Origin of the sequence: Spirabiliibacterium falconis, assembly GCF_014885015.1 — a bacterium.
Lineage (GTDB): Bacteria > Pseudomonadota > Gammaproteobacteria > Enterobacterales > Pasteurellaceae > Spirabiliibacterium > Spirabiliibacterium falconis.
Map to the genome: position 1 here is coordinate 1 of NZ_JABMIJ010000008.1, position 11,990 is coordinate 11,990.

Sequence of the window (11,990 nt, forward strand, 5' to 3'; positions counted from 1 at the left end):
TTCAAATTTTTCTTTAGACATTTTAAGTCCCTCTAAACAAACACGGTTATCGATGGTTCTCTACCACATTAACCTAATGTAGATTGCAATTATACAAGATGAAAGGAAAGTAAGGATAAAGAAGACGTGGTGCTGATAGGCAGATTTGAACTGCCGACCTCACCCTTACCAAGGGTGCGCTCTACCGACTGAGCTATATCAGCGTTTGGAGCGGGCAGCGGGAATCGAACCCGCATCATCAGCTTGGAAGGCTGAGGTAATAGCCATTATACGATGCCCGCGTTCTTATTCATCTACCCCGATCATCACTAGGAAATCATAAATGGTGGAGGGAGAAGGATTCGAACCTTCGAAGGCTGAGCCGGCAGATTTACAGTCTGCTCCCTTTGGCCGCTCGGGAATCCCTCCACGGTACTTGTTGTTATGGTGCCGACTGCCGGAATCGAACTGGCGACCTACTGATTACAAGTCAGTTGCTCTACCTACTGAGCTAAGTCGGCGACGTAAACAAGTGAGGCGTATTATAGGCATATTAATTTTGCTGACAAGTGTTTTTTGCAAAAAAAATCATTTTTTCTTGTTGTTCGATTAATTTTCAGCCAATAAACCGCACTTTGTATTTATATTATGCAATTTCTTACTGCGATAAGCGTGCTAATAAGCGATCCATTGCTCGATAACCTAATGCTTCACTTAAATGCGGTTTTTCAATCTTTTCTATGTCATCAAGATCCGCAATAGTGCGTGCTACGCGCAAAATACGATGATAAGCTCGTACCGATAAGCCTAACTTTATGAGTGCATTTTCTAAAAAAGCAGCATCACTTTCACTTAGTGCACAGTATTTTTCAAGGGTTTTACCCTGCAAGTGTGCATTAACACAGCCATTGCGTGCTAATTGTATTTCTCGAACACGATACACTGTCTGGCGTACATCAACGGTACGTTCACCACGATCGCCACCACGCTGTAAACTGCCCGCGGGCAATAATGGTACCTCAATTGACAAGTCAAAACGATCTAAAAACGGTCCTGAAAGACGATTGAGATAACGGATAATCTGCTGTTGTGATGCGCGATTATGTGTGCCTTGATAATGCCCTGTCGGACTTGGATTCATGGCGGCGATCAATTGAAATTTGGCAGGAAACCGCACTTTTGCATTGGCTCGTGAAATCACAATCTCCCCTGACTCTAACGGCTCTCGCAAGGCATCCAATACCCGACGCTCAAACTCTGGTAACTCATCTAAAAACAACACACCATTATGTGCTAATGAAATTTCACCAGGTTTAGGATTTGAGCCACCGCCCACAAGTGCAGCTAATGACGCACTGTGGTGGGGGCTACGAAATGGACGTTCACGCCAATAACGCGGCTCGCTATGCGTTTGAATTAAACTGGCAATCGATGCGCTTTCAATCGCTTCTTCATCCGTCATTTCGGGTAAAAGTGCGGTCAGCCGACTGGCAAGCATCGTTTTGCCTGTTCCTGGTGGTCCTAAAAATAACAGATTATGCTGCCCCGCAGCAGCAATCGTCAAGGCTCGCTTAGCATGTTGCTGCCCAATAATATCGGTTAAACACAAGTGCGGTTGCCTCGGTTTATTTGATGGGCGTGGCAATAACTGTGCGACAGGTAAATCCTGCTGTTGTTGCAGGAATGCAGCAACTTGCAATAACGATTCTGCAAAATAGGTCTGCGTGGAATGAATTAAACTCGCTTGGTTCGCATTTTCAGCGGCAATAATAAGTTCTCGTTGGTCTTTTTGGGCTGCTAATACAGCAGGAATGACTCCTTGCGTACCGCGTAATTCGCCCGTCAGGGCTAATTCGCCGAGAAATTCATAGCGTGATAACTGTTCGGCATTAATTTGCCCTGATGCTGCTAATATACCCAGTGCAATGGCAAGATCGTAACGTCCGCCCTCTTTGGGCAAATCCGCTGGTGCCATATTGATGGTCATTCGAGCCACAGGGTATTCAAAATTAGCATTAATTAATGCACTGCGCACGCGATCGCGTGCTTCCTTCACCGCCGTTTCAGGTAGCCCCACTAGCGTTAGCCCAGGCTTGCCGCGACTTAAATGAACTTCAATGGTAATTAATGGTGCTTGAATTCCAATACAAGCCCGACTATAAACAATAGCTAATGACATACCGCCTCCTCGACTATCATCATAGCGAAAGTGCGGTTACAGGCGAGGATATTAGACACATTTTACGATCGTGATCGTAAAATAAATAATAAAAATGCACGCTGAATGCGTGCATTTCAAGATATTAGCTTAACCTCTCAATTGATTGACAAGGGCAACCGCTTCTTTACTTAAACGCGTCACTTCATCCCAATTGCCTGCGGCAACGGCATCATTCGGAATCATCCACGAGCCACCAACTGTTTTTACGCAGCTTAATGCCAAATAATCTGCCACATTTTTCGGGCTAATGCCGCCTGTTGGGCAAAAACTTAACTGCGGCAATGGCGCAGAGATTGCTTTAAGCACAGGCGCGCCGCCATTTGCTTCGGCAGGAAAGAATTTTAAGTGATCAAAACCAAGCTCAAGTGCGGTCATCATTTCAGATGGCGTAGCCGTACCCGGCATTAATGGAATATCACTAGTTGCTGCATGTTTAAGCAAGTTGACACTTGCCCCTGGTGAAATAATAAATTTAGCACCCGCTTCCACTGCTTTATCATACTGCTCGGCATTAAGCACGGTGCCTGCTCCCACTAATGCGTTTGGCATTGCTTCACTAATTGCTTTTATTGCATCTAACGCAACCGCACTACGCAAGGTAATTTCAAATACGTTAATGCCACCAGCACTAAGTGCTTGCGCCATCGGTACTGCATCTTTTAACGCTTTAATGACCATTACCGGTACAACTGGAGACGCGGCGAATACTGCGCTAGGCTGAATTTTCCAATTCATATTTTTATCCCTTCTTAAAGATGAAACACTGTTTCTAAATATAACAAAAATTTTTTATCGTGTCGCTTTTATCATAATGCAATGTGATCTAGGTCAACTGTTTTTAGCTAATGTCGGAATAAAATCGTAAAGTGCGGTTATCAACCGCACTTTAACTTGTTCAAAATCCCCTTCGATAGAAACAGGTAGCACATCATCTTCACCGCTTGGTTCTTCAAGCGTAGCGAATTGACTTTTTAACATGTCGTCTTTCATAAAATGGCCTTTACGAGCACGCATTCTTGCTAAAATCAAGTCAAAATCCCCATCAAGATAGACAAAACATAATTTGTCATTATCTTGGCGAATGCGATCACGATAAACTTTTTTCAATGCAGAGCATACAATAATGCCGACTTCATTTTTTGCGATAAGCGAAAATGCAGCATCATTGATACGCTCCAGCCATGGTGTGCGATCTGCGTCATTTAACGGCGTGCCTTGTGCCATTTTAAGAATATTGGCGCGTGGATGAAGGTCATCTCCGTCAATAAACTTCAACGTTAATTCGTTCGCAACCGCTTGTCCTAAGCTGCTTTTCCCTGTACCTGAAACGCCCATTAAGATGATGGCATACCCACTCATATTTATTCCTTACTAAAAACATCAGCATAATGCTGATGTTTTTTGATTATTGTGCTGGCAAATAACGCATTGGATCAACGGATTTTCCTTTGTAACGAATTTCAAAGTGTAATTTTACACCATTCGTACCAGAGCTTCCCATTTTAGCGATTTGCTGCCCTGCACTGACTTGTTGCTGATCTTTAACTAAAATGCTTTCATTGTGGGCATAGGCACTAAGATAATCATCATTGTGTTTGATAATGATCAAGTTACCATAACCACGTAGGGCATTTCCAGCATAGACCACTCGCCCACTGGCAGCTGCGTTAACAGCTTGTCCACGCGACCCTGAAATATCAATTCCTTTATTACCGCCATCTGCGGAAGAAAATCCTTGAATAATGCGCCCTTTGCTCGGCCAATTCCAGCGAATATTTGACGTTGCAGGCGGTGGTGGCGTAACCGTTTTTGCCGCCGTCGCACTGCCTGCACTCGCAACTACCCCCGTTGTAGCACTCACGCCCTTATTACCTGCCATAGCAGGGTTACCCACGCTCGCTTTGATTGGTCCACTGATACTACCATCAGACCCAAACTTCGTATTATTCGGGCCTGTCGTATATGTCACCGCTGGCTCGACGGGTTTCGCTACAGGCTGTGGCGCAGGTGTTGTCGGTTGTGGCGCAACGTTTGCATTATTTGCCACATTGTGGTTTTCGCCCAGTTTTAACACTTGCCCCACTTTTAAACTGTATGGCTCACTCATATTATTTTTTGCCGCCAGCTCTTTCACGTCCATGCCCGAAATATAGGCTATCAAAAACATCGTATCGCCTTTGCGGACAGTATATGTATCGCCTTTATAAAAACCTTTATCAATTTGATTATAAATTGGCGCATTGGTAGCCGCATCCCGTGGGATCGTGAAATCTTGTGAAACAGCTTGAGCTTTTGTTTTCACGGTATTTACCGCTGCTTGTTGAGTATGTGAAACCTGTTGTTGTGCTGACGATACCGCACTTTGGGTGGTTTGTGTTACTTTACCGACCGCACTTTGAGCATGTTGTTGCACTTCCCCAATCGGTTTAGCAATGGCACTTTGTACATTTTGCTGAATATTGTCTGGACTGACATTCATGCTCTCAGGCATACTTTGTGGCTGCAATGTTGGCTGCCAACTGCCATTACTTGCCCCCGTATTTTCCACTGGTTGCATAATCCCTGGTGAAAGTGTTCCATCCGCACTTTCTACCGGTGCTGAATTATTACTAGAACAACCCGCCAATGCCAACGCTAGGGCACTGAGTGGAAACAAAATTGATACTCTCATAAAAAATCCTTTACACTGTAATTGATTAACGTAACAAAAAATAAGCAATAATGGCTAAGACTACCACGCCCCAACCGATCACTTCAATAGAGCGGCGTAATCTTGCTTCAATTTTTGGTCCGCCCCAGGCAGCAAGTTTTGCCACCAGCAAAAAACGTGCCGCTCGTGAAATAAATGCCGTGATCACAAATGGGAAAAAGGCCATTTGCATCACACCGCTGGCGAGGGTGAATAATTTGTATGGAATGGGCGAAAATCCCGCCACAAACAACACCAAAATCCCCCATTGATCAAACCACGCAATCACTTGATTGAATTTAGCAAGATAGCCAAATTGTACAATATAATGGTGTAGCCAATCATACGCTGTGTAGCCGATAAAATAACCTATCATCCCCCCTAAAACAGAGGTTGCTGCCGTGATCAAGGCGAGTTTTAACCACCGTTGTGGCCGCGTCATCGCCATAGGAATTAACATCACATCAGGCGGAATAGGAAAAAAAATTGCTTCAATAAAACTCACCAAGGCAAGCCAATAAACCGCAAAACGATGTCGAGACCATTGCATGGTTTTGTCATAAAGTGTGCCAAATAATCTCACTGCACATCCCCTTTAATTAACGGTACAAACCGCACTTTTTCAATCCGTTGCACCTGAAACTGATCACCTATGCGGGTAATCAGTTGTAATTCTTGTTCTTGAGCAACATCACCTATAGGTAAGACCATTTTAGCATGTTGCTTTAATTGCATAATCAATTCATACGGCATTGTATGCGCCGCTGCGGTTACAATAATGGCATCAAATGGAGCTTTCGCAGCCCAACCTTGCCACCCGTCTGCATGACGCAGGTGGATATTGTGTAACCCCAACTGTTTAAAACGGCGCAGTGCTTGCCATTGTAGTGTTTTAATGCGTTCTATGCTGTACACCTGTGCACATAATTTGGCTAAAAGTGCGGTTTGATACCCACTGCCCGTGCCAATTTCCAAAACCTTAAAGTGCGGTTGCAATGCTAAAAGCTGTGTCATTTTTGCCACAGTGTAGGGCTGTGAGAGCGTTTGCCCCTCACCAATCGGAATAGGCGTGTGATCAAAACACCGCTGTGCAAAAGCCTCTTCGACAAACAAAGGGCGAGGAATTTCGAGCATTGCTTTAAGCACGGCTTCGTCTGAAATGCCTTGCTGGTAGAGTTTCTCAACCCACGGTCGTTGATAAGACACAGACATTAGTCACTTTCTACCCATTGTCGTAATTTTTCTAATGAATGATGTGCCGTCATATCCGTTTGTATAGGCGTCAACGACACATAGCCGTTTCTGACCGCATGAAAATCCGTACCAACATCTGCGTATTCTGGCAAGCCACTAACCCCCACCCAATAAATTTTCTCACCGCGAGGGTCAACTTGTTTAATTAATTCGCTAGCACATTGGCGATAGCCTAAATGAGTTACCTGCATGCCTTGTAGTTGGTCAAAAGGCACATCAGGTACATTGATATTAATAATTTCGTGCTTGCCCAGTAAGCTAGGATAGAGCTTTTCAATCAAATCACACACCACTTTTGCAGCCGTTTCAAAATAAATACGTCCATCAAGCGAAACAGCAATCGACGGTAAGCCCAAATGCCGCCCTTCCAACGCGGCTGCCACAGTGCCTGAATAAATGACATCATCACCTAAATTGGCACCTGCATTAATGCCTGACACCACTAAATCTATTGGTTGCTGTAACAATCCATTAAGTGCCAAATGCACACAATCCGCAGGCGTACCATTTACGCAATAATCACCGTTACTTAATTGATGCGGTCGCAGTGGTTCAACCAATGTCAGCGAGCTGGATGCCGCACTACGATTTCGATCAGGCGCAACGACAATCACCTCAGCGAACTGCCGCAACGCGTGTGCCATCACTTGAATACCTTGTGCGTGAATACCATCATCATTACTTAATAAAATTCGCATTATGATCCTTGATTTTCAATATTGACTAATTCGCGTATCAACGCTGTAGCGTAGCTACCGCTATTGAGAGTAAAGTTGAGTTGCAAGCCATCTTGCGTAAAGCGATACGTTAGCTTATCAGGTACTGCCAATAACGCTCTCCGATCACTTTTGACGCGAGCTTTTTTCAACAATTCACAAAGTGCGGTCTGAGAAACAAGCTGTGCTTGCTCAAAAGCCAATGCCTCATTGTGCGTCAACACCCCATCATCGCCAAATAATGGCGCAGTAAGTTGCACATCACCTTGCTCAAAGCGTGCCTGAGTTGCTTCACGCTCGCCTGCATCGACAATAAACCAACTATTCGAGCCACGAAGCCGCATGGCATCCCCCACCAGCACGGTTTGAGTTAGGCCCTGTTGAATACGAGCGGAAACAATTTGATTATATAATTCACTACGTGCCGCAGAAAGATAAAAACTGCGTTTTTTGCGATCACGAACTGAAATTTCGCCTGCCGCCCAACGCAATGCCTGCGTCAAATTGTTGCCATCACGCCCAAAACGCTGTTCAGTGAAATAATTAGGAAAACCGCACTTTTGTATTTTTTCAAGTCGAGAGTTCAGATCGGTACTGTCTGGAACATCACGCAGCAAAATCGTAAAATGATTAGCTTGCAGGCTGCCAATACGGATTTTGCGGTTATGCCGTATTACATTCACAATTTCCACTCTCTCAAGCTGGAACTGGCTGAAATCTGGCGTTGCTTTGCCAGGTAAATGTAAGCAAAACCACTGTTCGGTGATTCCGTGACGATCTTTTAATCCTGCATAGCTCCAATCACGCTGGCTAACACCAGCAAATTGTGCAAGTTTTTCGCCAACAAACAAGGTATTACAATGGGTTTTGCGAACATAAACCGCAACAAACTCGCCTTCACCTGCGAGATCATAACCCAATATTTCCTGTACACAAAAATCACTTGGCTGCACTTTTAAACGTGCGCTTTGCTGAGGCTTTCCATATAAATATGCGAGTGTCATTGTGCCACCAACAAGGCGACCGCCTCACACGCTATGCCCTCTCCGCGTCCTGTAAAACCGAGCTTTTCAGTGGTGGTGGCTTTGACATTAACTTGCTCAATAGTACATGCTAAGACATCTGCAATGGCTTGCCTCATGGCATCAATATAGGGGCGCATTTTCGGTGCTTGTGCAATAATGGTCACATCAACATTCCCCACGACCCAGCCACCTGACCGCACTTTTGCGTAGGCTTGGCGCAATAAGACCTTACTATCTGCGTTTTTATACGCCATATCGGTATCAGGAAATAATTTTCCAATATCACCCAGTGCAGCAGCGCCCAACAGTGCATCTGTCAGTGCGTGCAAAGCAACATCGCCGTCGGAATGCGCCAATAAGCCTTGATGATACGGCACGGTTACCCCCCCGATGATTATCGGACCTTGCCCGCCAAATGCGTGCACATCAAAACCATGTCCAATTCGTATTGTCACTTTTCTCTCCGTTGTAAATAAAATTCGGCTAACGCTAAATCTTCGGGACGTGTAATTTTAATATTATCCCGCCGCCCTTCGATCAAGTGCGGTTTAACCCCTAATTGCTCAACCGCACTTGCATCATCAGTCAGCTCGATTGCATTGGCAAAGGCATGTTCATAGCCCGCCCGCAATAGCTTCACCTGAAAAAACTGCGGTGTTAATGCCTGCCATAGCAATGTGCGATCAACGGTTTCTACGATGCCACCATCGCGATCCGCTAACTTTATCGTGTCTGTGACAGGGCACGCTAAAATGCCCCCCTGCGGATCATGTACGGCTAATAACTTCTCCAGATCGTCCAAATGCAAGCAAGCACGTGCGCCATCATGCACCAATACCCAAGTGTCATCTGCTAATGTGCATAATGCGTTATAGACCGATTCTGCGCGTGTTTCGCCCCCAAGCACATACCGCACTTTTGAACTAAAGTGCGGTTTAAGCTGCTCAATAAGTGTGTCGTTTTGCGCCACTGCAAGAACAATTTCCTCAACTGCGCTATGGCTAGCCAATAATGCAACCGTGTGCTCAAGCACCGTTTTATTGCCCAATGGCAAATACTGCTTCGGCACAGCCGCCCCCATGCGGCTTCCCACACCAGCTGCTGGCACTATCGCAACAATATGGCGTGCCATTATTGATACTCATCCGATTTCACTAGGCGGTAGAACACTTCGTTAGGCTTTATCATATCGTGTTCTAATCTTGCGCGCTCTTCAATCGCATCCACCCCTTCCTTGAGATCTTTAATTTCTGCGATAATGAGTTGATTACGCTGAGAAAGCTGTGTATTTTCTTGCTCTCGTTGAGCAATTTCATGTTGCACCGCTGTGTATTCCATATAGCCATTTTTACCAAACCAAAAACTATATTGAAACAACGCCACAAGGGCGATTAAAATAAGAATGAGAACGCGCATAGTCTGTCCTTGAATATCAATTTGGTATAGTTTACCTTGAAATACAGAGAATGTGGAATGGCAAAGGCGATCTTAGTGCATTTTTTGCATAAAAATGAAGGCGAATATGGCAAAATCAAATTATATTACACGAGCAGGCTGGCAGGCATTGGATCAGGAGTTAAAATTCCTTTGGCGTGAAGAGCGTCCAAAGGTTACCCAAGCTGTGTCTGATGCGGCGGCACTTGGCGATCGTAGTGAAAATGCAGAATATATTTATGGCAAACGACGATTGCGTGAAATCGATCGCCGTGTACGCTTTTTAACCAAACGACTGGAGGTGCTAAGCATTGTGGATTATCACCCCAAACAAGAGGGCAAAGTCTTTTTTGGCGCATGGGTCGAACTAGAGAGCGAGCAAGGGGAGATTCACGCCTATCGAATTGTGGGGTGCGACGAATTCGATCCTCAAAAAAATTGGATTTCTATTGATTCACCAGTTGCACGCGCACTCATTGGTAAACAAGTCGATGATGAAATTTGTGTGCAAACACCAAGCGGCACACGCGTATGGTATATCAATAAAATTTGGTATCAGACAACGTAATCGGCTTGCCCAAGATGCGAATAAAGTGCGGTTGGAAATGTTTTCTGACTGCTAATTTTTCGCTGACGGGGCGAATAATAACGAAGCTCAGTGCCGTTGCCACGACAATGAGCAGTGCTAATGCCCACTCCGTTTGGATAAACAATGAGCCAATAAGTGCACTACACAATAAGGTGGCGAGTGGAACTATATACAGCAAAAGTGCGGTCAAAATCATAGAACGCTCTTGTAGCCCAATTTCAATTTTTTGCCCAACTTCAACCGCATCATCCACTACCACCTGTAAAAGTAGCTGATTGTGCCTGTCGCCATTTAACTCAGATAACGCATGTGCCCCACAGCTTGTTTTCGCCACACAGCCACTGCAACTTTGCTTTGTTTCACACCGCACTTTGGCTATGCCGTTAGCAATGCTAACCACCTCTGCCACTTCAACTAACATTATTTTTTACTCTGGCTAAAGTGAATATCTTTGACAATTTGCTTGGCGGTAAGTAGCGGAATATCGCCGATTAAGGTAATTTCACGCTGATCTTCGCTCAATGTATAAATCGTGTTGCTGTCTTGCTGCCAAGCGTGCTCACCTAAATTATCACGAATACTTTGATTTAAATATAAACTAAATGAAAACAGCCCATCACTATATAGCAACGTTTCTAACTCACCAATATCCGTTTGATATTTATCGTGTTTTCTTATTTCAAACCCTGGCGGTAGCCACGTTAAATGCCAATTGGGATCAACATTCACCTCATCACCTTGTAACGCAATGACTGGCGGCAAATGTAATTGTTTAATGGGTTCAATTAAACTGCTTAAAGTCTCGTCTTGCGTCAGCGATGTTACCCGAAATTGTTCCAGCACGTTACCATTGCGGTCAAGCATATCACTGCGCATCAATAGATGGCTTGCAGAATCAATCCATAATACATATTGATAGCGAAAATCGTCTTTGGGTAGGATGCGAATGACTTGTGCGATACGATTCGCAATGCGTGTTTTGCCGGCATCAATAAAATCATAGTACCGCTTTAGTTTGCCAAAATTAGCATATACCGCACTAGGTAAATCATCTACTATCGCCTGTGCTTTTAAGCTAAATGGTTGATAATTCGAGCCAAAATAACTGATAATGTCACCACGCTGAATGATTTCTTGACGTGCACCATCGAGGGAGAACAACTGCGCATAGTGCTTGCCGTCGTGATAAAGGTGTCGATATTGATAACTGTTCACCTCATTTGGCATCAATTTAACAAACGTAATATCAAAATCACTGTTATGCCACGCTGTCGTCATTTGTTGCAACGTGTCGAGAAGATTGCGTTGAGCGGGATTATCTACTGCATGCTCAACTTCCACCGCACTTTCAGTACCCGCCAAGCCAACGGGAGTATAAAGTGCGGTTAAAAATAAGCAAAGTGCGAGAATAAATGCGTTGTGTTTCATTGATACATCCAATGCAAATAAAAATTCACCACCCAAAGGTGGTGAAGATCTGTCAACGTGTGATATTAGTCATTATGATTAGACACGTGTTCTAATGCTGGACCATTCACACGACGTTGTAATTCATGATTTTGCAACATCAGGTTAAGGCGTTTACTTTGTTGCTCAAGCTGATCTTGGGTTGGCAAGTCTTTACTTGGTGCATTATAACTTACTGGCTGCAAATTATTCGTAAACGGCAATGTTTGTAGTACAGGTGTCTGTGCATAATTGTCTTCTTGCCCATTTTGCATATATGTTTGCACACCAAACACAGCCACCAAGCATACACTTGCCGCCACCGCCACTTGGGTAAGTGGAGCAAACCATTTTTTAACTTTTTGTGCAAAGGAATGCGATTCAATTTCACGCGGTGTAGGTTGATCACACACAATCGTGCTTTCTGACTCAATCAACATCGCCATTTTTTCGGTAAAATCATTGCCTAAGAGTACATCGGACTCTCTACGCATAACCGCACGCACAAGGTGATAATGTTGCCACGTTTGCTGGAGCTCTTTGTCCTGACACAGTGCATCAAGTGTTTGATTATCTTGATGTTCACCGTCTAAATAGGCTGAAAGTAACTCTTTTTGCATCTTGATCTACTCCGCTT

Annotated in this window: 15 protein-coding genes and 4 tRNA genes; 1 reads left to right on the forward strand and 18 read right to left on the reverse strand. The window is 44.5% G+C overall.

Annotated elements, in window-relative coordinates:
* Positions 1–127 precede the first annotated feature (127 nt).
* From HPC40_RS04950 to ftsB, 15 genes are all read right to left on the reverse strand, one after another.
* Positions 128–203 (reverse strand) — tRNA-Thr (locus tag HPC40_RS04950).
* A gap of 3 nt (positions 204–206) precedes the next feature.
* Positions 207–281 (reverse strand) — tRNA-Gly (locus HPC40_RS04955).
* 42 nt (positions 282–323) lie between these two features.
* Positions 324–408 (reverse strand) — tRNA-Tyr (locus HPC40_RS04960).
* 16 nt (positions 409–424) lie between these two features.
* Positions 425–500 (reverse strand) — tRNA-Thr (locus tag HPC40_RS04965).
* A 137-nt stretch (positions 501–637) separates the two neighbouring features.
* On the reverse strand, positions 638–2,158 hold the full coding sequence (locus HPC40_RS04970; RefSeq protein ID WP_208118392.1) for a YifB family Mg chelatase-like AAA ATPase: 1,521 nt from the start codon (positions 2,156–2,158) through the stop codon (positions 638–640).
* A 129-nt stretch (positions 2,159–2,287) separates the two neighbouring features.
* Positions 2,288–2,935, reverse strand: a complete 648-nt coding sequence (locus tag HPC40_RS04975) for a bifunctional 4-hydroxy-2-oxoglutarate aldolase/2-dehydro-3-deoxy-phosphogluconate aldolase (RefSeq protein ID WP_208118393.1) — start codon at positions 2,933–2,935, stop codon at positions 2,288–2,290.
* Positions 2,936–3,028: 93 nt separating this feature from the next.
* Positions 3,029–3,559 (reverse strand): gluconokinase, encoded by a 531-nt coding sequence (locus HPC40_RS04980; RefSeq protein ID WP_208118394.1) that lies wholly within the window; start codon positions 3,557–3,559, stop codon positions 3,029–3,031.
* Positions 3,560–3,605: 46 nt separating this feature from the next.
* Positions 3,606–4,871, reverse strand: coding sequence for a murein hydrolase activator NlpD (gene nlpD, locus HPC40_RS04985; RefSeq protein WP_208118395.1), 1,266 nt, complete (start codon positions 4,869–4,871; stop codon positions 3,606–3,608).
* Between the two features lie 25 nt (positions 4,872–4,896).
* Positions 4,897–5,472: a YqaA family protein gene (locus HPC40_RS04990; RefSeq protein ID WP_208118396.1), complete on the reverse strand. Its 576-nt coding sequence runs from the start codon at positions 5,470–5,472 to the stop codon at positions 4,897–4,899.
* Positions 5,469–6,101 (reverse strand): protein-L-isoaspartate(D-aspartate) O-methyltransferase, encoded by a 633-nt coding sequence (locus tag HPC40_RS04995; protein ID WP_208118397.1) that lies wholly within the window; start codon positions 6,099–6,101, stop codon positions 5,469–5,471. The genes HPC40_RS04990 and HPC40_RS04995 overlap by 4 nt, the downstream gene beginning before the upstream one ends.
* Positions 6,101–6,841 (reverse strand): 5'/3'-nucleotidase SurE, encoded by a 741-nt coding sequence (gene surE, locus HPC40_RS05000; protein WP_208118398.1) that lies wholly within the window; start codon positions 6,839–6,841, stop codon positions 6,101–6,103. Before surE ends, HPC40_RS04995 begins: the two co-directional genes overlap by 1 nt.
* Positions 6,841–7,863, reverse strand: a complete 1,023-nt coding sequence (gene truD / locus HPC40_RS05005; RefSeq protein ID WP_208118399.1) for a tRNA pseudouridine(13) synthase TruD — start codon at positions 7,861–7,863, stop codon at positions 6,841–6,843. Before truD ends, surE begins: the two co-directional genes overlap by 1 nt.
* Complete coding sequence (ispF, locus tag HPC40_RS05010) at positions 7,860–8,333, reverse strand: 2-C-methyl-D-erythritol 2,4-cyclodiphosphate synthase (protein ID WP_208118615.1); 474 nt, start codon at positions 8,331–8,333, stop codon at positions 7,860–7,862. Before ispF ends, truD begins: the two co-directional genes overlap by 4 nt.
* Positions 8,334–8,335: 2 nt before the next feature.
* Positions 8,336–9,016 carry a 2-C-methyl-D-erythritol 4-phosphate cytidylyltransferase gene (gene ispD / locus HPC40_RS05015; RefSeq protein ID WP_208118400.1) on the reverse strand — a complete coding sequence of 227 codons (681 nt, stop codon included), beginning with the start codon at positions 9,014–9,016 and terminating at the stop codon, positions 8,336–8,338.
* A complete protein-coding gene (gene ftsB, locus HPC40_RS05020; RefSeq protein ID WP_208118401.1) occupies positions 9,016–9,300 on the reverse strand; it encodes a cell division protein FtsB in 285 nt (94 codons plus the stop codon). The genes ispD and ftsB overlap by 1 nt, the downstream gene beginning before the upstream one ends.
* Positions 9,301–9,406: 106 nt before the next feature.
* On the opposite strand from ftsB, the gene greB reads away from it, so the two are divergent.
* Positions 9,407–9,886: a transcription elongation factor GreB gene (gene greB / locus HPC40_RS05025; protein ID WP_208118402.1), complete on the forward strand. Its 480-nt coding sequence runs from the start codon at positions 9,407–9,409 to the stop codon at positions 9,884–9,886.
* On the opposite strand, the gene HPC40_RS05030 is transcribed toward greB, so the two are convergent.
* From HPC40_RS05030 to HPC40_RS05040, 3 genes are all read right to left on the reverse strand, one after another.
* Positions 9,858–10,328 (reverse strand): SoxR reducing system RseC family protein, encoded by a 471-nt coding sequence (locus HPC40_RS05030; protein ID WP_208118403.1) that lies wholly within the window; start codon positions 10,326–10,328, stop codon positions 9,858–9,860. The genes greB and HPC40_RS05030 overlap by 29 nt on opposite strands.
* Positions 10,328–11,335, reverse strand: a complete 1,008-nt coding sequence (locus tag HPC40_RS05035; protein WP_208118404.1) for a MucB/RseB C-terminal domain-containing protein — start codon at positions 11,333–11,335, stop codon at positions 10,328–10,330. The genes HPC40_RS05030 and HPC40_RS05035 overlap by 1 nt, the downstream gene beginning before the upstream one ends.
* A 65-nt stretch (positions 11,336–11,400) precedes the next feature.
* Positions 11,401–11,973, reverse strand: a complete 573-nt coding sequence (locus tag HPC40_RS05040) for a sigma-E factor negative regulatory protein (protein WP_208118405.1) — start codon at positions 11,971–11,973, stop codon at positions 11,401–11,403.
* Positions 11,974–11,990 lie beyond the last annotated feature (17 nt).